The following is a 16,867-nucleotide window of genomic DNA, read 5'->3' as shown; positions in this document are numbered from 1 at the left end:
TGAAAGAATGCTTTCTCCGCCCCGCCCGGGCGGCGGGGCAGCGGATCATCTGCGGCGAGGCCGGTTCCTGCCGCCGTGAGACAAGGAACGGAATGAATGGGATACGTGACCGTAGCCGGTGCCACCGGGCTCACGCTGGGGCTTAACCAGGACACGACGGCAGTAATACAGAGCCTGCAGGATACGGCCGCCGAGAAGGCCCTTGGAGCCCTTGTTCCCTATGCGCAGGAAGAAGGTATCTCCCCCAGCGAAGTGAATTCGCTGGATGGGGAAAAAAGCGCTTCCGCCTGGGGGGCCGTGCAGGCGGCCCAGGCCCTGAATGTGGTGGCTGTGGACGGGGCGCTCAAGAATGCTTCAGGCGGCAGTATCGAAACGCTGGCCGGAGCGGGCACCTATGATGCCACTGCCGGCACGGTGGAGATTGGCAGCGAGACGGGCAGCGCGCTTGACCAGACAGTCAACATCCGCGGCGGGTCTGGCGCGACCAATGTGATGGATGGCGACGAAGGCACGGTGGTCTATGTCGGCGGGTCAGGCAGCGTAGATTATTATGCCGCTGCGGGTGACACGTTCTTTCTCAGCGGGCAGGGGCAGGATGTCATTCACACCATGGGTGGCACGGATACCATCTATGCCTATGACAGTACCCCCACCGTGACCGGTGACTGGAATGCCCCCGGTGCCGCGGCCAATACGCCCCAGCAGTTTGGCGGCACGGAGAGCACGCTCGATGTGTACAATGGCGTCGTGGTGCAGGATACCGAGTTCGATACGGTCAATACCGCGGATAGCGAAGGTTTCTTCAACAGCGGATCAGGCAACGCGGCCGTCACCATCAATGGCGGCGCGTATGACACCATCAACGCCGGCACCGCGCTGGTGGTGAGTGGCCTGGATGACAGCACGATCAACGCCAGCGGGTCGGCCACGCTGACCTTCATCAGCCCAGGCACGGCTATGCCTGTGGCCGATACCGTAACAGGCGGTAACGCCACCATTTTCGGTGCGGCCGGGGTGGAGCTGAGCGCTGCCACCAGCGGCACGACCACGTATTATGCCGGTAGCGGCAATGAAACGCTCGATGGCGGAACGGCGGGCGCGGTCTATGCCGTGGCAGGCAGTGGCAACGATATGCTTGTTGGTGGCACGGGCAACAATACGCTGGTCGGTGGCATGGGCAACGATACGCTGGTGGGCGGTAGTGGTGCGACCGAATTCGAGTTCATCAAGGGCAAGGATAGCGGCACCGACATCATTCAGGATTTTGGCAAGTCAGCCGGTAACGCCATTCTCCTGTCCGGCTATGACGCGACTCCGGCTTCCATCCAGTCCATGCTCGACCAGGCCACCATCAGCGGGGGCAATACAACCGTAAGCCTCGATGACCAGACCCAGATCACCTTCGTGGGGGTCACCGACCTCAAGGCGCAGAATTTCAAAAGCTGACACCGGGGGGCGGAATCGCCCCCCAACCAGGCTGTTGCGGCCCCTGACGGTGGTCGCAACAGCATGCCAATGAGAGATCGTGCAAATTAAAAGAAGTTTCCGGAGGAAGCTTTTTTCATAAAGCTTCGAACAACACGGCTTTTTTCAAAAAAAGAAAATTCTTGAAAATTTTTATCTTTTTTATCAATGGTTTGATTTTGAATAAATTCCTGATGATGCTTTATCGATATGAAGTTTTCACAGTGGAATAGAGCGGTGGCCAGAACTGCCATTTTGTGAATTCGGCCGGTTGTTGCTGCGTATATCAGCGATAATTTTCATGTGATAACAAAAAATTGCTGGTCTAACCTCAGTCAGCAGGTTACAAGCCGCGACCGTCCGGCCCGGTGGGGCAAACTCGCCTGTTTTCAAGACGGGTGCAGGATATTTACGAAATTCATTTCCAGCCCGGAAGGAGTAGGCAGTTCCGATGAGTAAGGCCTTCATTGCAGCCGTCATTCAGGATTCGATTGATTGCACTGGCGTCGCGGCCAATCAGGCCGCATCTGACCTGATTGCGGCCATTGTCAAGGAACTGAAGCGCGAGGGTGGTTTTACCCTGCCGTCTTTTGGCACGTTTACGGTCAAGAAGACCAAGGCCCGCAAGGCGCTCAACCCGCGCACGGGCGAGCCGGTCAAGGTCAAGGCAGGCAAGACCGTGCGCTTCAAGGCCAGCCCGAACCTGAAAAAGGCGGTCTGACCTTGTAAGGCCCGGCCCCTTCCCGCAGGGAAGGAGCCGTTCTGGCGTTCAGGTAAACCAGACCGAAAGCGAACGCACGCCCTGCGCGCCACGGATCAGCACGCCCTGAATATCCGCCGTGGCGGAGGGGCCGCTCATCAGCACGCCGTAATTGGCGGTCTTGAACTCGGGCCGCTCCTGATAGGCGGTGTGCATGTTGGCGGTCAGTTGATCGGCTGCCAGAAGCACCACGATGTGCTGGCCCAGATGGGCAAACGAGTTGATGGGCAGTTGCGCCTCGCTCAGGAAGATCGAGCCCATTTCCGCAATGCCGAAGGGCGCGCGCACCACGGTTACGTCGATGGTGGCGGCATCCTGCGGGGTCTTTACTTTCTCGACCGGTAGCGTGCCTTTTGCCTCGGGCACGTTGGAGCAGATCACCTTGGCATCGGGGTGGCGGCGCATGATGGCCTGATCGAGCGTTTCACCCTCCACCGGCTCAAGCACGTCACCACCCAGGATCCTGAGGCTGGTGATGAAGCGCTCGCGGCTGGCATCAAGGTCGCCAAGGGTGGCTACCGGCGGTAGCGGATGGTTTTCCGGCGTGGGGCGGTTGTTGCGCAGGGCCTGCAGGATCTCGTCGCGTGCGGTGCTCATTTCTTGGTCTCCGGTGCGGCGGCGGGCTTGGCGGTCTCGCGGTTCTTGCGATACCAGTCATTGAAGGTCTGCTTGACCGGGTGCGGGTTTTCGCGGTGCTTGCCCCACGGGTTAAGCCAGTTATAGAGCACGAAGCGCGGCATGGTGCTGAGCGAGACCTCGGTGGCCTTGATGGCGGCGCGGTACATCTTGGGCTGACCCATCAGCTTGCCCGCCATGTGCATGATCTCGCGCTTGACGAACGGCATCTCGTGGTGCTGCACCAGCACGCGGCGCCATTTGTAAAGCTGTTCGTGGATGTTGATCTTGACCGGGCAGACATTGGTGCAGCTGCCGTTGAGCGTGGAGGCATAGGGCAGGGTGCTGTATTTGCGCTCGTTGAAGGTCGGGTCGATGATCGCGCCGATCGGGCCGGAATACACCGCCCCATAGGACAGCCCGCCCGAGCGGCGATAGACCGGGCAGGTGTTCATGCACGCGCCGCAGCGGATGCATTTGAGCGAGGTCCAGAAATCTTCCATGCCCAGGCGTGCGGAACGCCCGTTATCGACGAGCACCACATGCATCTCGCCACCCTTCTGCGGGCCACGGAAATGGGTGGTGTACTGCGTAATGGGCGAGCCGAGCGCGCTGCGCGAGAGCAGGCGGATGAACACGCCCATATCCGCCATGCGTGGCACCAGGCGCTCGATGCCGATTGTCGCGATGTGCAGGTTGGGCACTGTCGCGCTCAGGTCGGCATTGCCTTCGTTGGTGCAGACCACGAAGGTGCCGGTCTCAGCCACCACGAAGTTGCCGCCGGTCATGCCCGCATCGGCATGCAGGATCACGGGGCGGGCGGCCTGGCGCTGGGCCTCGGCCAGCAGGTGCGGGTCGCGGATGTCGGGGTCGGTGTGGTAATCCTTGGCGAAGATCTTGGCCACGTCGGCCGTCAGCTTGTGCACCGCCGGCACCACGATGTGGCTGGGCAGCTGGTCATCAAGCTGCTGGATGCGCTCGCCAAGGTCGGTCTCGGTTACCGTCACGCCCTGTTTGGCAAGATAGGGCCGCATGTCACACTCTTCGGTGACCATGGACTTGCTCTTGATCAGGTTGCGCGCATTATGGGCCTTGAGGATCTCGCCCACGATGCGGTTGTGCTCCGCCCCGTCGCGCGCCCAGTGCACGTGAATGCCGTTCTTCTTGGCATTGGTCTCGAACTGCTCAAGGTATTCGGGCAGGCGCGAGAGCGTGTGTTCCTTGATGCGCGAGGCTTCCTCGCGCAGTTCCTGCCACTCGGGCAGGATATGCATCTGGGCATCACGCTTCTGGCGCATGTCCCACAGGCGTTCATCATGGAACTGCAGGTGGGGCGCATCCTCGATGAAGTGCTCCGCCGCCCTGGCGTGATTGACGGGCTTGTCGCTCATTGGGATGCTCCGTTGAGGATCTGCGCGATGTGAATGAAGCGGATCGGCACGCCCGCGCGTTCAGCGCAGCCCTGCTGGTGCATGATGCATGAGGAATCAGCCGAGACGATGTATTCAGCACCCGCCTGATGGTGGTCGCGCACCTTGTCCACGCCCATCCTGGCCGACACGGCTTCTTCCGTGACCGAGAAGGTGCCGCCGAATCCGCAGCATTCATCGGGCCGCTTTGGGGTGGCGAAGCGGATGCCCTTGACCTTGCTCAGCAGGTCCATCGGCTTGGAGAAGGGCTTTTCCCCCAGTTCCGACATGCTGGCCGTGCGCAGCGCGCGCAGCGTGCCGCAGCTGTTGTGCAGGCCTACGGTGTGGTTGAACTCGGCCCAGGGGAAGGCATCGACCTTGAGGATATCATGCAGGAATTCCACCAGTTCATAGGTGTTTTCACGCACGTGGCGGACTTCATCCGTCTGGGGAATCGCATCGAAGTTGTCACGCACATGGTGCGTGCAGCTGCCTGAAGGCATGACGATCTTGTCGTATTTGGCGAAGTTGCGCACGAACAGGGCTTCCGCCGCTGCGGCATCCGAGTTGCAGCCGGAGTTGCCCATGGGCTGGCCACAGCAGGTCTGGTCCAGCGGGTATTCGACATCCTGCCCCAGTTTTTCCAGCAGCTCCAGCGTGGCGATCCCGGCATCGGGATAGAATGCGTCGATATAACACGGAATGAACAGGCCAATTTTCATCAGGGGATACTCATCCTCAGCACGGTTGGCGCGAAACGTGGCGCATGGCATGTTATTTCGTCAAATATATATTGAAGAAGATTCCCATATATAATTTATATGGGATATGGATTTAAGGCATTTACGATATTTCGTGGCGGTTGCCGAGAACGGAAGCTTCACGCGGGCTGCAGAGCAGATAGGCATGGAACAGCCACCTCTGAGCCAGCAGATCAAGCAGCTCGAAAATGAACTGGGCGTGCTTCTGTTCCAGCGCCTGACGCGCGGCGTCAAGCTGACCGATATCGGCCTTGTGCTGCTTGACCAGGCCCGCGCGCTTTTAGGCATGCAGCAGCAGTTCATCGCGACCGCCACGGGGCTGGCGCGGGGCGAGAAGGGGCATATCCGCGTGGGGCTGGCGGGTGCGGTCTCGCTGCTGCCCATGATTCCGCTGACCGTGCGCCGCTTCCGTGAAGTGTGGCCCGATGTGACCATCTACCTTGAGGAAAGCAACACCCCCGCCCTGCGCAAGGCGCTGCATGACCGCGCGATCGACATCGCCATCGTGCGCCCGCCGGTGCCTGATGGGGCGGGGCTGCTGGTCTCGCCGCTGCTGGAGGAGGAAACTGTCGTGGCCCTGCCCAAGGGGCACCCTCTGGCCGTCCACCCGCATCTGGAACTCGAGATGCTGGCTGATGAACCCTTCATCATCTTCCCGCGCGAGCTGGGGCCGGGGTTTCATGATGCCATCCTGTCCGCCTGCCACAATGCGGGCTTTACGCCGCGCATGGGCCAGCAGGCCCCGCAGATCGCCTCGACCGTGCCGCTGGTTGCGGCGGGGCTGGGGGTTTCGGTCGTGCCGCGCTCGCTGCACCAGATCCATTCCGGCGGCGTGACCTATCATTCGCTTGGCGCCAAGGCGCCGCGGGCGGAGCTGGCCATTGCCATGCGCGCGGGCCAGCATGTGCCGCTGCTGTCCAATTTCATCTCGACCCTGCGGGCATGCTGCCGCGACATGCATGCCGGAACGCAGACCATCGCGCTGGGTGAGGCTGATGGGGAATGACAAAAGTTTCTGGTGAAGCTTTTTTCAAAACGCTTCGGAAGACGTCGCCTTTTTGAAAAAAGACAACATCCGGAACCCAGCCGATTACCCCACGCGGCTCTCGCGGATCAGGTCGTGGATGAAGGAAAGCTTGCGCAGGATGTCGGGCGTGAGCACGAAGGGGTAGAAATCCGGCAGGCCCATGGAGCGGTTGAGGCTGTTGACGGCATAGGTCAGTGGCAGCCAGCCCTGCGTGATCTCGTCAAAGGTCATTTCGGTATAGGGGTCGCGCGTGACGCTGGCGCGCAGCGGCGGGGCCTGCGCGCCCCGCGCGTCGAGCGACATGCCATAGGCCCAGGCGGTCTCGAGTGTCGAGATGATGTGCAGGTAATGCGCCCATGTCTCGGCAAAGTCCTCCCACGGGTGGGAGGTGGCATACTGGCTGACATACCGCCCCCGCCATGCGGTGGTGGCGCCCGTGGCGTAATAGGCCTCGAGGCTTGCGCCATAGTCGCGCCGGTCATCGCCAAACACGGCGCGGCAGGCGGCCTGGCGGGCGGGGCCTGCGTCGCGGATGAGCACGTTCCAGTAATAATGACCGATCTCGTGGCGGAAATGGCCGAGCAGGGTGCGGTAATATTCCCCCATTTCCAGCCGCAGGCGTTCGCGCTGGGCATCATCGGCCTCATGGATGGCGATGGTGATGATGCCATTCATGTGCCCGGTCATGGCGGGCGTACCATCGGGCAGGCTGTCCAGAAAGTCGAACGCCAGCCCACCCTCCGGGTCCTGCCTGCGGTTGCGCAGCGGCAGGCCCAGGCGCAGCAGGGTGTAGAACAGCCGGTGCTTGGCCACCTCCAGCTTCTGCCACCGTTCGATATTGCCGGGCACCGACAGGTTGGGAATGGTGCGGTTGAAGCTGCAGGCAATGCAGTAGGCCTGCCCCGGCTGGGCCAGCCAGTTGCACGCGCTATGGGCGTTGTTGGCGCACAGCGCGCGCGCCTGATCGGGGGCGGCGAGGGGTTTCCACAAATCGCCGCCAAGGGCATCGAGCGCACTGAGTTCGGTCTGCTCGGGCAGGTAGCCCAGCGTGTGGCCACAGCGTTCGCAGGCCGTATTCTCGAAAAACAGGATCTGCTGGCACGACTGGCAGAAAAACAGCTTCATGAAGACAGGCTCGACCGCAGCTTTGTGCATGCGGCGTGCGGGGGCAGCACGGTGGTGCGCATCGTCGCCTCGAACGTCGCCTCGCACTGGTCAAGCAGCCCGCTCACGGGGGCGGCCTGCTGCGGGCGGGGGGCCGCGGCCAGCGCCACATGCCCCTGCGCTGCCCGCAGGCCCGATGTCGTATCCAGCCCCACCCATCCTGCGCCGGGCACATGCACCTGCGTCCAGGCATGGAGTTCGCAGCCCAGTTGCCCGGGTGCGTCTCGCTCGGGCTGGAACAGGTAGCCGGACACGAAACGCGCGGCAAAGCCCAGCCGGCGCAGGATGGCAATGAGCAGCCAGGCAGTATCGCGGCATGAGCCGACGCCCTGGCCCAGGGTTTCCTCGGGCGACCACACGCCAGCCTCGGGGCGGATGCGGTAGGTGATGTCGGCCGCGATGGCGCGCGTCAGGTCCATGAGCAGCTCGGCCGTGGGGCAGGGCAGGCGCGCGCGCCATTTTGCCGCCAGCGCGTCGAGATGCGGCGTGGGCGCGGTCGGGGCATCGGTCGTGGCGGGGTGCCGGTAGGCGACAAGCGACGGGCCATCATCCACGCTCTGCGCCGTCCAGATCCGCGCGGCAGGCGCCACGACAAGGGTGCGGGGAATGATGGGCGTCTGGTCGGTGGTGAGGGTTGCGGTAATATCGAAATGAGTGACACGCTCATTGAACGTGATGCGGGCAACGCGGTTGCCAAACGGGTCATGGCACCATGCCTGCGTGCTGGGCGCGGGGCTGATGCTGAGTTCGTGCGCGAGCATGGAGGCGCAGCCGGGCAGGGGATGCAGGCGGATGGTCTGCGGGCCGAGATGAACAGGCCGGTCGTAGCGGTAGCGTGTGTGGTGGACCAGCATGGCACGCGCGTTCATGTAATCCTGAGCCTCGGTAAACTGTTCTGCCTGCCGTCGTGATCCCGGCGATGGTACGGTTTGGACATGGTTGGTATGCCGCCCCACGGTATCAGGATTGGCGGTGGCAGCAATATCGTATTTTTTCGGCATTTTGACCGGAAAGGGAAGGGATTGCAGATTCGTTCTTGGCAAGAGATGATTTTCTTGCTCCGCTAGTACTGGATCGAAATGAAACAGCAGGTGGGTGGACATGATTCCTTCACGCCTGATCCTCCTCCCCGCAAGCGGAGGCAGGGCATGAGTGACATGAAGATGGCGGCACAGGCCGCCGGGCTGTTCGCGACGTATGATGTCCCGGATTTTTTCTGTGAACTGCTCAACCGCAAGGACATCCCGCCCGCCGGGCTGCAGCAGGTGCGCGACCGGCTGGCCCGCTTTGACCTGGCCGAGCTGCGTCGGCGTGCCGCAGCCGTCGAGGCGCAGTTCTACCGCCTCGGCATCACGTTTACCGTCTATTCCGACCGCGAGGCGATCGACCGCGTGCTGCCGTTCGATGTCATTCCCCGCGTGCTGACAGCGCCCGAGTGGGATCATGTCGAGCGCGGCGTGCAGCAGCGCGTCAGGGCCATCAACCTGTTCCTGCATGACATCTATCACGAGCGGCGCATATTGCGTGATGGCGTGATCCCGGCCCAGCTGGTGCTGGGCAACGCCAATTACTGCCAGGCCATGGTGGGGCTGGACGTGCCCGGCGGGGTGTACGTGCACATCAACGGCACCGACCTCGTGCGCGACCGCGATGGCCGCTTTCTGGTGCTTGAGGATAACGCGCGCACGCCCTCAGGCGTGTCCTATGTGCTCGAGGACCGGCAGATGATGCTGCGCCTCATGCCCGACCTCGCCTCCGGGCTGGACCTGCGCCCGGTCGATGAATACGGCCCCCGCCTGCACCGCGCGCTGGCCGAGGTGGCGCCTGCTGGCGTGGATGACCCGCAGGTGGTCCTGCTCTCGCCGGGCATCTACAACGCCGCCTATTTCGAGCACGTGTTCCTCGCGCGCGAGATGGGCATTCCGCTGGTGGAAGGGCGCGACCTGACCGTGGAGGGCGGGCGGGTGTACATGCGCACCGTAGCCGGGCTGCGGCCGGTGCATTCCATCTATCGCAGGCTCAATGACGACTTCCTCGATCCCGAGGTGTTCAACCCCGACAGTCTGCTGGGCGTGCCGGGACTGGTCGATGCCTACCGGCGCGGCAATGTCACGCTGGCCAACGCCATCGGCACCGGTGTGGCCGATGACAAGGCGGTCTATGCCTACATGCCGCGCATCATCCGCTACTACCTTGATGAAGAGCCGATCCTGACCAATGTGGAGACGCATATCTGCGCCGAGCCCGAGGGGCTGGCCTATACGCTGGCCAACCTTGAGCACCTTGTGGTCAAGCCGGTGGGCGAATCGGGCGGCTACGGCCTGCTGATCGGCCCGCACGCAACCCAGGCCGAGCTGGAGGATTTTCGCGGCAGGCTGCGCGCGGACCCGGCCAATTACATCAGCCAGCCCGTCATCAGCCTGTCGGTCTCGCCCACGCTGTGCCCCGCAGGCGTCGAGGCGCGGCATGTGGACCTGCGGCCGTTTGCCGTAACCGGACGCGAGACATGGGTGCTGCCGGGCGGCCTGTCGCGGGTGGCGCTGCGCAAGGGGTCGCTTGTGGTCAATTCTTCGCAGGGCGGCGGGGCCAAGGATACATGGGTGCTGGCGTCATGACACAGGTTTCGGTTTTCCCCACCCCGGTGCTGCCGGGCCTGCGCAACCTGCTCTCGCGCTATGCGGAAAGCACGATGTGGCTGGCGCGCTACATGGAGCGCATCGAGAACATGGCCCGGCTGATCGAGGTCACGGGCACATCGGTGCATGCCAGCAACATGGATGCGGGGTGGGATAGCGTCATCCGCATCAATGCCGATGAGGATACGTTCTTCCTGCGCCACAAGGTGGCGACCGAGCGCACCGTGGTCGGCTTTTACATCACCGATCCCGATAATCCGGATTCGATCGTGTCCATGGCGCGGTGCGTGCGTGAAAACGCCCGCGTGCTGCGCCCGCTGATCTCGACCGAGATGTGGATGCACCTCAATGTCTTTACCCGCTGGGCCATGGACCTTGGGCCCGATGATGTGGGGGCAAGCTACCTGTCCACGCTATGCACGCGGCTCAAGCAGGAATGCCAGACCCATTTCGGCATAACCGAGGGCACGCTGTACCGCGATCAGGCATGGCTGTTCTACCTGCTGGGCAAGAACCTGGAGCGCGCGGACCAGATCACGCGGCTGATCGACATCAAATACCACACCCTGCTGCCCTGTGGCGAAGGGGTGGGGTCGGACATCGACCTGAGCCAGTGGACTTCGGTGCTGCGCTCGGCTGCTGCCTACCACGCCTTCCGCCGCGTGCTGCCCGAGGGCATGACGCCTGCCTATATCGTGGGCTTCCTGCTCAAGAATGACGGGTTTCCCCGTTCGCTCTCCACCAGCCTGCGCTGTGTTTACAGCGTGCTCGGTTCCCTGGCGGGGGAATACCGGCTGCGCCATTGCGGGCCGATTCTGGAGCGGGTGGAGGAGCTGCGCGTGACACTGGCCGAACAGACGGTGGAAGACATCATCCTGCGCGGGCTGCATGAATACATGGACTGGATCCAGCGCGAACTGCGGCTGATCCAGAACGAGATCGCGGGTGCCTTCTGGCCGCCCGTGGCCTTGCAGGTGGCGGGTAATGGGCAATAGCTTCCAGGCACGCCGCCTTCTTGAAAAAAGGCGGTTTAATTTCTAGCGCTAGCACAATACGGGCCGGGCATGTCACATGCTGTTTTTCAGGAAGGAACTGGCTGGGGCGGGAGGGTTCGAACCTCCGCATGGCGGAATCAAAATCCGCTGCCTTACCACTTGGCTACGCCCCAACAGGCAAACGCTCCGCGATTCGCGTGGCGTGATGCTGTTCTAATATCTCAGGCGCGGTTTGAAAAGTCTGCCTGCAAAACATCGCGCCCATCGGAAAGAAGTTTTTGGTGAAGCTTTTTTCAAAAAGCTTCAAAAGCACGTCGCCTTTTTGAAAAAAGACGGCACCCAAAAACTTTTATTCTGTTTTACCAGTATGTTGTTTTTAACAGCGCCCTGACACGTCAGGCTGAAGGTTCAAGCGGCAGGTCCACCAGCGGGTCGGTGTCGTGGCCTGCGGGTGCCGTGGGTTCGCTGGGCTCGGGCCCGAAGGAGACGAAGCGGCCCGCGCGTTTGAGCGCCTCCTCCAGTGCCGCCATGGTCTGGCCCATGTCGGTGCTGTCATCGCGGTCCCATGTGCGCAGGGTCAGGGTCCATACGCCCACCAGCGCCTGCAGGCGCAGCGCCCCGGCAAGGCCGGTGGTGTCGACGCCTGCGGCGGTGGCGATCCACTGCATGCTTTCCAGCGTGGCGCCACCGAGCAGCACGGCCAGAACAGGATCGGTGGGCAGGGCGCGCAGCACGCTGCGCACGCCCTCACGGTATTGCTGGAACACATCGAGCCTGCGCATGAGCATGTCGAACAGTTTGTCGCGCACGCTGCCTTCCGTCCCGTCTTCCACCAGGGCTGATTCATCGGCCAGGCGCCCGAGCATGAACAGCAGCCCGGTCTTGCATGCAAAGCGCTTGCGTGCGGTCTCGAGGCTCAGCCCGGCATCACGCGCGGCATCAACGACCGTGGTGCGCCGCCATCCGTGCGAACCGGCACGCTCCAGCGCGGAGCGGAGAAGGGTGGCGTCAAACAGGTCGTTATCCATGGAGGGTCTGATCTTCCGGGTTGGGGATGGAAATGGTGGCCGCAAGCTGCCGCTGTATCATGAAACGGGCTGCGGGCCTGACAGTTCGCGCGCGCGCCGTGCGGCGGCGGCAAGGGCTGTATCGAGCGTGGCGGGCCAGGCATCGGGCGCCATCAGCACCGCAAGGGCCTGCTGTGTCGTGCCGCCGGGGCTGGTCACGTTCTGGCGCAGGGTGGCAGCATCAAGCCCGCTGGCCTGCATGAGCGCGCCGGAGCCTGCCACTGTCTGGCGTGCGATCTGGCGGGCAAGGGGGGCGGGCAGGCCGTGGTCGATGCCCACCTGCTCGAGCAGTTCGGCAAGCAGGAACACATAGGCCGGCCCACTGCCTGAAATGGCGGTGACCATGTCCATCTGGTCTTCATGGTCGATCCAGGCCACTTCGCCCACAGCGCTCATCAGGCGCGCGCAAAGCCTGCGGTCGGCCGGGGTTGCGGGTGGCGGGGCGTAACACACCGTCATGCCCTGCCCGATGGCGCTGGGCGTGTTGGGCATGGCGCGGATCACCGCAGGCGGCGGGCTGCCTGCGGGCAGGCAGGCGCTCAGGGCCGAACCCAGGCTCCCCACCGTGCGGCCTGCCAGCACGGACAGAACGGGGGCGTGGGCGGCGAAGGGGGCGAGGGCGGGCAGCACCGCATCCACCTTCTGGGGCTTGGTGGCCAGCACGATCATGCCGGGGCGGAAACTGGCGGGAACCGCGTCGAGGCTGCGCACGAGCTGATGCGGCGGCGGCACCGAGTCGCGATGGCGATCGACGATGAAGGAAGGGGCAAGCCCCTCCTTCAGCCAGCCATCGAACATGGCCCCCCCCATCTTGCCGCAGCCAATGAGGAGCAGCGGCGGAAGGAGTTCGCCCATTACGCCATCCCCGCGCAGTCAAGCATGGCCGCCTCGAGGGCTTCGGCCGGTTTCTTGCCGCCCCACAGCACGAACTGGAAGGCGGGGTAGAATCGCTCGCATTCCGTCAGGGCGATGTCGATCATGTCCTCAAGGCTTTCCATCGAGGCCCCGCGTGAGCCGCGCAGCAGCACCGCGTGGCGGAATACGGGCGTGCCGTGGTCAAGATCCATGCCGAAATGGCCGATCCACAGCCGCTCATTGGCCAGCGCCACGAGTTCGAACAGGTTGCGGCGCTGCTCGGGCGGCACCTTGAGGTCGAACGTGCAGGTAAAGTGCATGGCGTTCACCTCTTCCGACCAGCAGAAGAACAGGCCGTAATCACACCATTTGCCCGGTGCCTCGGCTGCCATTTCCGAATCGCTGCGGCGCTCGAAGTTCCAGTCGTAGCCGCCCACGATCTGTTCCATCTGGTCGAGCGGGTTTGTATTACGAGAGGTGGTGATCTGAGTCAGAGCAGGCATGTGGCACTCCCCGAAGCCGTCGTGGAGGAGATCCGGCCGTGACGCCGGATTCCGTGTCTCTGCAACCCGGTCCGTGTCCTGTTGCGGGGAATCAGGGCGCGGACCGTCCTGTTACACTATGGCCCGCAGGCACTGGCTGCAAGCCTCGTTCAGCTACCGGCATGCGGGGTGGGGGTGGTCAGGCTGGCTTCCAGGTCGGAGACGCGCTCTTCAAGGCGGGCGATGCGGTTTTCCATCTCGCCCTGTGCCAGGCGCGCGCGGGTCGCGACTTCGCGCACCACTTCAAATTCATCGCGGCGCACGAGGTTCAGGCTGCCGAGTGTTTCATCCACGCGGGCACGGACCATGGCGCCGATTTCCTCGCGCACGCCAGCAAGGGCGGAGAACGCGCCGCCGGCCACACCGGCAAGGTCATCAAAAATGCGGGGCCTGTCGGACATAGTGGATACTCCATGACGTTCCGCGCCGCCACCGTGACCCGGCTGCCGCGCGAAGGGGAAAGGCGCTACTATAGACACATTGCCGCCTCAGGGCTATCCGCACGATTGTGGCGGCCATCGTGTGCCGCAATCAATGTGCAGGCAGCAGCGGGGTGCGGAGCAGTGATCGTGATTACGGGGGGCGCGGGCTTTATCGGCTCGTGCATGCAGCAGGCCCTGCACGCGCGCGGGGTCGACACGGTCGTGGTGGACTGGCTGGGGAGTGCTGGCAAATGGCGCAACCTGCGCCACCATGCCCCCGTGCAGGTCGTGGCCCCCGAGGCGCTTGAGGGGTGGCTGGCCACCCGGCCCGATGTGTCGGCGGTGGTGCATCTCGGTGCGATCAGCGAGACCACGGCAACCGATGGCGATCTCGTGTGGCGCACCAACGTTGATCTGTCATGCCGCCTGGCGCAGTGGTGCGCGCATGAGGGCGTGCGCTTCATCTATGCCTCATCGGCCGCGACCTACGGGGCGGCCGACAAGGTCGAGCAGTTCAGCGATGACCCGGCGAGGCTGGACCGGCTCAGCCCGCTCAACCTGTATGGCTGGTCCAAGCAGGCGTTCGACCAGATTTTGCACCGCCGTCTGGGCCGCGGCGAGCTGTCGGGCCTGTCATGGGCGGGGCTGAAGTTTTTCAATGTCTATGGCCCCAACGAATACCACAAGGGGCGCATGATCTCGGTGGTGAAGGTCAAGTATGACGAAGCGCGGGCAGGCGGGCCGCTCACGCTGTTCCGCTCCGACGTGCCGGGCCTGGCCGATGGCGCGCAGGCGCGTGACTTCATCTGGGTAGGGGATGTGGTCAATGTCATGCTGTGGCTGCTGGACCATACGAATGTGTGCGGGCTGTTCAACTGCGGCACCGGCATTGCGCGCACCTATGCCGACCTTGCGCATGCGGTGTGCGATGCGGCGGGTGTGGCGCCCAAAATCGAGTTCATCGACATGCCGCAATCCCTGCGCGGGCAGTACCAGTCCTTTACCTGTGCCGACATGCGCAGGCTGCGGGCTGCGGGCTACAGCCATCCCTTCACCACGCTGGAGGATGGCGTGCGGCGCTACGTGCACGACTATCTTGCCACCCCCGATCCCTATCTCTAGGCATCGGGTGCTGCCCCTGCTCCTTTCCTGATTACTGAAAGTCGGCCCATGCTGCCTGTTCTGGTCTTTCCGCAGTTTGATCCGGTAATGGTCCATTTCGGGCCGTTCGCCATACGCTGGTACGCCATGGCCTATATCGTGGCGCTGGTGGCGGGGTGGCGCATTGCCCGCCGCCTCGCAGCCCTCGCCCCCCGGGCCGCCACGGCGCTGCAGGTCGATGATTTCCTGACATGGGCCACGCTGGGCGTGGTGCTGGGTGGGCGGCTTGGCTACATCCTGTTCTACCAGCCCGGCTATTACCTCACGCACCCGCTGGCCATATTGCAGGTGTGGCATGGGGGCATGTCGTTCCATGGGGGGGCTGCGGGCGTGATCATTGCGCTGATTGCATTCACGCGGCTCAACGGGTTGAGCTTCCTGGCCTTTTCCGACCGGATCACCACGGTGGTGCCCATCGGGCTGGGGCTGGGGCGCATCGCCAACTTCATCAATGGCGAACTGTGGGGCCGCCCCGCTTCGCCCTCGCTGCCCTGGGCCATGATCTTTCCCGATGCCGGGCCGGAGCCGCGCCATCCATCCGAGCTTTATGAAGCCTTTGCCGAGGGGCTCTTGCTGTTCACCCTGCTGTGGTGCGTCTCGCGCAGCCTGAAGGTGCGCCAGCACCCCGGCTTCATTGCCGGGCTGTTCCTGTTTGGCTACGCGGTGGCGCGCACGGTGTGCGAATGCTTCCGTGAGCCTGATGCGTTCATCGGCTTCCTGCCCTTTGGCGTGACCATGGGGCAGGTCCTGTGCGTGCCCATGGCCATTGGCGGGCTGGGGCTGATGCTCAATGCGTATATGCGCCCCGCCCGCACCGTGGTGATGGCGGAACCGGCGGAAGAGGACGCCGGGGCCAAGGCATGACCGGGCAGCCCGAACGGCTGGACCACTTCATGGCGCGGGCCAACGCGGCCTATTACGCAGGCCGCGACCCGTTTGTCGATTTTACGACCTCGCCTGAAATCTCGCAGATGTTCGGTGAATTGCTGGGCGCGTGGGTGGCCGTGGTGTGGGGGCAGCTTGGCCGCCCCGCCCCCTTCGTGCTGGCCGAGGCCGGTCCGGGGCGGGGCACGCTCATGGCCGATGCCCTGCGCCTGCTGCGCAGCATCGCCCCCGTCTGCCACGAAGCGGCACAGGTGCACCTGATCGAGACCTCGCCCCGCCTGCGCGCCTGCCAGAACGCGGCCCTGAAGGCGGCCACGCCCAACCCGGTCAACTGGCATGATGGATTGGCCAGCCTGCCCGAGGGGCCTCTGGTCCTGCTGGCCAACGAGTTTGTGGATGCGCTGCCCATCCGCCAGTTCGTGCGCCACGGGCAGGGCTGGGCGGAGCGCTTTGTGCAGGCGGGGCGGTTTGTGGAGCAGGCGGCTGTTCTGCCATCCGGGCACCCGGCTTTTGCGCGGTCCGTTCCCGAGGGCTGCGTGCTGGAAACCTGCCAGCCCGCGCTCGATTTTGTCCGTACCCTTGCCGCCCGCCTGCAACGTGGGCGCGGGGCGGCGCTGCTGATTGATTACGGTTATGACGCCCCGGCCTGGGGTGACAGCCTGCAGGCGCTACGGGCGGGGCAGCCTGTCGACCCGCTATGCGGCCCCGGCACGGCGGACCTGACCGCCCATGTCGATTTTGCCAGCATGGCGCAGGCGGCTTGCGGGGTTGATGCATGGGGGAGCGTGGAGCAGGGCGATTTCCTTGCAGCCCTCGGGCTGGGCGCGCGCTGTGAGCAGCTTGCGCGCGCGGCGCCCGACCAGGCACACGACATCAGGGCGGCGGCAAGGCGGCTGGCCGCACCTGAGCAGATGGGGCGGCTGTTTCGCGTGCTGGGGCTGTCGGTGGGGGTGGCGGGTCTCCTGCCGGGTTTTGCGGGATTGCGCGAGGATCGCTCCCCGCAGTCAGCATAGGGAAGTTTTTGGTGAAGCTTTTTTTTCAAAAGCTTCAGGGGGCGCTGCCTTTTTGGAAAAGGGTGGCACCCGGAAACTTTTATGACTTTAA

At 63.7% G+C, this 16,867-nt stretch carries 17 protein-coding genes and 1 tRNA gene; 8 read left to right on the top strand and 10 right to left on the bottom strand.

Annotation, left to right across the window (positions count from 1 at the left end):
* Positions 1 to 96 precede the first annotated feature (96 nt).
* Positions 97 to 1,446: a calcium-binding protein gene (locus OQZ28_RS00180; RefSeq protein ID WP_458134794.1), complete on the top strand. Its 1,350-nt coding sequence runs from the start codon at positions 97 to 99 to the stop codon at positions 1,444 to 1,446.
* 469 nt (positions 1,447 to 1,915) lie between these two features.
* Positions 1,916 to 2,185, top strand: coding sequence for an HU family DNA-binding protein (locus OQZ28_RS00175; RefSeq protein ID WP_010514654.1), 270 nt, complete (start codon positions 1,916 to 1,918; stop codon positions 2,183 to 2,185).
* Positions 2,186 to 2,233: 48 nt separating this feature from the next.
* On the opposite strand, the gene OQZ28_RS00170 is transcribed toward OQZ28_RS00175, so the two are convergent.
* Genes OQZ28_RS00170 through OQZ28_RS00160 form a run of 3 tightly spaced genes read right to left on the bottom strand, consistent with a single transcriptional unit; the run spans position 2,234 to position 4,970 of the window.
* Complete coding sequence (locus OQZ28_RS00170) at positions 2,234 to 2,821, bottom strand: LutC/YkgG family protein (protein WP_130732300.1); 588 nt, start codon at positions 2,819 to 2,821, stop codon at positions 2,234 to 2,236.
* Positions 2,818 to 4,230 carry a lactate utilization protein B gene (locus OQZ28_RS00165; protein ID WP_458134793.1) on the bottom strand — a complete coding sequence of 471 codons (1,413 nt, stop codon included), beginning with the start codon at positions 4,228 to 4,230 and terminating at the stop codon, positions 2,818 to 2,820. The genes OQZ28_RS00170 and OQZ28_RS00165 overlap by 4 nt, the downstream gene beginning before the upstream one ends.
* Complete coding sequence (locus OQZ28_RS00160) at positions 4,227 to 4,970, bottom strand: (Fe-S)-binding protein (protein WP_458134792.1); 744 nt, start codon at positions 4,968 to 4,970, stop codon at positions 4,227 to 4,229. The genes OQZ28_RS00165 and OQZ28_RS00160 overlap by 4 nt, the downstream gene beginning before the upstream one ends.
* 106 nt (positions 4,971 to 5,076) lie before the next feature.
* Here OQZ28_RS00160 and OQZ28_RS00155 point away from each other — a divergent pair, with 106 nt between their 5' ends.
* Positions 5,077 to 6,015, top strand: a complete 939-nt coding sequence (locus OQZ28_RS00155) for a LysR family transcriptional regulator (protein ID WP_130732296.1) — start codon at positions 5,077 to 5,079, stop codon at positions 6,013 to 6,015.
* A gap of 84 nt (positions 6,016 to 6,099) precedes the next feature.
* On the opposite strand, the gene OQZ28_RS00150 is transcribed toward OQZ28_RS00155, so the two are convergent.
* Both OQZ28_RS00150 and OQZ28_RS00145 read right to left on the bottom strand, forming a co-directional pair.
* The gene (locus OQZ28_RS00150; protein WP_458134791.1) at positions 6,100 to 7,161 is read right to left on the bottom strand and encodes a zinc-binding metallopeptidase family protein; all 1,062 of its coding nucleotides are present in this window, start codon (positions 7,159 to 7,161) and stop codon (positions 6,100 to 6,102) included.
* Positions 7,158 to 8,069 carry a transglutaminase family protein gene (locus OQZ28_RS00145; RefSeq protein ID WP_458134790.1) on the bottom strand — a complete coding sequence of 304 codons (912 nt, stop codon included), beginning with the start codon at positions 8,067 to 8,069 and terminating at the stop codon, positions 7,158 to 7,160. Before OQZ28_RS00145 ends, OQZ28_RS00150 begins: the two co-directional genes overlap by 4 nt.
* 279 nt (positions 8,070 to 8,348) lie before the next feature.
* On the opposite strand from OQZ28_RS00145, the gene OQZ28_RS00140 reads away from it, so the two are divergent.
* Positions 8,349 to 9,815 (top strand): circularly permuted type 2 ATP-grasp protein, encoded by a 1,467-nt coding sequence (locus OQZ28_RS00140; RefSeq protein WP_458134789.1) that lies wholly within the window; start codon positions 8,349 to 8,351, stop codon positions 9,813 to 9,815.
* The gene (locus tag OQZ28_RS00135) at positions 9,797 to 10,831 is read left to right on the top strand and encodes an alpha-E domain-containing protein (RefSeq protein WP_458134788.1); all 1,035 of its coding nucleotides are present in this window, start codon (positions 9,797 to 9,799) and stop codon (positions 10,829 to 10,831) included. The genes OQZ28_RS00140 and OQZ28_RS00135 overlap by 19 nt, the downstream gene beginning before the upstream one ends.
* Before the next feature lie 98 nt (positions 10,832 to 10,929).
* Here the strand turns inward: OQZ28_RS00135 and OQZ28_RS00130 are convergent.
* The 5 genes from OQZ28_RS00130 to OQZ28_RS00110 form a co-directional block, all read right to left on the bottom strand.
* Positions 10,930 to 11,004 (bottom strand) — tRNA-Gln (locus tag OQZ28_RS00130).
* A 222-nt stretch (positions 11,005 to 11,226) separates the two neighbouring features.
* Positions 11,227 to 11,859, bottom strand: coding sequence for a TetR family transcriptional regulator (locus tag OQZ28_RS00125; RefSeq protein ID WP_130732288.1), 633 nt, complete (start codon positions 11,857 to 11,859; stop codon positions 11,227 to 11,229).
* Positions 11,860 to 11,916: 57 nt separating this feature from the next.
* The gene (gene proC, locus OQZ28_RS00120) at positions 11,917 to 12,753 is read right to left on the bottom strand and encodes a pyrroline-5-carboxylate reductase (protein ID WP_458134787.1); all 837 of its coding nucleotides are present in this window, start codon (positions 12,751 to 12,753) and stop codon (positions 11,917 to 11,919) included.
* Positions 12,753 to 13,256, bottom strand: coding sequence for a type III secretion system chaperone family protein (locus OQZ28_RS00115; RefSeq protein WP_061275471.1), 504 nt, complete (start codon positions 13,254 to 13,256; stop codon positions 12,753 to 12,755). Before OQZ28_RS00115 ends, proC begins: the two co-directional genes overlap by 1 nt.
* Positions 13,257 to 13,405: 149 nt before the next feature.
* On the bottom strand, positions 13,406 to 13,696 hold the full coding sequence (locus OQZ28_RS00110) for an accessory factor UbiK family protein (RefSeq protein ID WP_061275473.1): 291 nt from the start codon (positions 13,694 to 13,696) through the stop codon (positions 13,406 to 13,408).
* A gap of 162 nt (positions 13,697 to 13,858) precedes the next feature.
* Between OQZ28_RS00110 and rfaD the strand changes: the two genes are divergently transcribed.
* From rfaD to OQZ28_RS00095, 3 genes are read left to right on the top strand one after another with little or no spacing between them, the layout of a single operon-like run.
* Positions 13,859 to 14,839, top strand: coding sequence for an ADP-glyceromanno-heptose 6-epimerase (rfaD, locus tag OQZ28_RS00105; protein ID WP_458135013.1), 981 nt, complete (start codon positions 13,859 to 13,861; stop codon positions 14,837 to 14,839).
* A 48-nt stretch (positions 14,840 to 14,887) separates the two neighbouring features.
* On the top strand, positions 14,888 to 15,742 hold the full coding sequence (lgt, locus tag OQZ28_RS00100) for a prolipoprotein diacylglyceryl transferase (protein ID WP_458134786.1): 855 nt from the start codon (positions 14,888 to 14,890) through the stop codon (positions 15,740 to 15,742).
* Positions 15,739 to 16,776, top strand: a complete 1,038-nt coding sequence (locus OQZ28_RS00095) for a class I SAM-dependent methyltransferase (protein ID WP_458134785.1) — start codon at positions 15,739 to 15,741, stop codon at positions 16,774 to 16,776. The genes lgt and OQZ28_RS00095 overlap by 4 nt, the downstream gene beginning before the upstream one ends.
* Positions 16,777 to 16,867 lie beyond the last annotated feature (91 nt).

The sequence above is a fragment of the Komagataeibacter sp. NFXK3 genome, from assembly GCF_054182245.1.
This window is presented reverse-complemented; position numbering and strand designations above follow the sequence as displayed.

Bases quoted from the DNA above. Each gene is read 5' to 3' on its own strand.
- lgt (WP_458134786.1), top strand. From the start codon at position 14,888: ATGCTGCCTGTTCTGGTCTTTCCGCAGTTTGATCCGGTAATGGTCCAT.
- OQZ28_RS00115 (WP_061275471.1), bottom strand. From the start codon at position 13,256: ATGCCTGCTCTGACTCAGATCACCACCTCTCGTAATACAAACCCGCTC.
- OQZ28_RS00145 (WP_458134790.1), bottom strand. From the start codon at position 8,069: ATGAACGCGCGTGCCATGCTGGTCCACCACACACGCTACCGCTACGAC.
- OQZ28_RS00135 (WP_458134788.1), top strand. From the start codon at position 9,797: ATGGGTGCTGGCGTCATGACACAGGTTTCGGTTTTCCCCACCCCGGTG.
- OQZ28_RS00160 (WP_458134792.1), bottom strand. From the start codon at position 4,970: ATGAAAATTGGCCTGTTCATTCCGTGTTATATCGACGCATTCTATCCC.
- proC (WP_458134787.1), bottom strand. From the start codon at position 12,753: ATGGGCGAACTCCTTCCGCCGCTGCTCCTCATTGGCTGCGGCAAGATG.
- OQZ28_RS00110 (WP_061275473.1), bottom strand. From the start codon at position 13,696: ATGTCCGACAGGCCCCGCATTTTTGATGACCTTGCCGGTGTGGCCGGC.
- OQZ28_RS00155 (WP_130732296.1), top strand. From the start codon at position 5,077: ATGGATTTAAGGCATTTACGATATTTCGTGGCGGTTGCCGAGAACGGA.
- OQZ28_RS00165 (WP_458134793.1), bottom strand. From the start codon at position 4,230: ATGAGCGACAAGCCCGTCAATCACGCCAGGGCGGCGGAGCACTTCATC.
- OQZ28_RS00150 (WP_458134791.1), bottom strand. From the start codon at position 7,161: ATGAAGCTGTTTTTCTGCCAGTCGTGCCAGCAGATCCTGTTTTTCGAG.
- OQZ28_RS00095 (WP_458134785.1), top strand. From the start codon at position 15,739: ATGACCGGGCAGCCCGAACGGCTGGACCACTTCATGGCGCGGGCCAAC.
- OQZ28_RS00175 (WP_010514654.1), top strand. From the start codon at position 1,916: ATGAGTAAGGCCTTCATTGCAGCCGTCATTCAGGATTCGATTGATTGC.
- OQZ28_RS00125 (WP_130732288.1), bottom strand. From the start codon at position 11,859: ATGGATAACGACCTGTTTGACGCCACCCTTCTCCGCTCCGCGCTGGAG.
- OQZ28_RS00170 (WP_130732300.1), bottom strand. From the start codon at position 2,821: ATGAGCACCGCACGCGACGAGATCCTGCAGGCCCTGCGCAACAACCGC.
- OQZ28_RS00140 (WP_458134789.1), top strand. From the start codon at position 8,349: ATGAGTGACATGAAGATGGCGGCACAGGCCGCCGGGCTGTTCGCGACG.
- OQZ28_RS00180 (WP_458134794.1), top strand. From the start codon at position 97: ATGGGATACGTGACCGTAGCCGGTGCCACCGGGCTCACGCTGGGGCTT.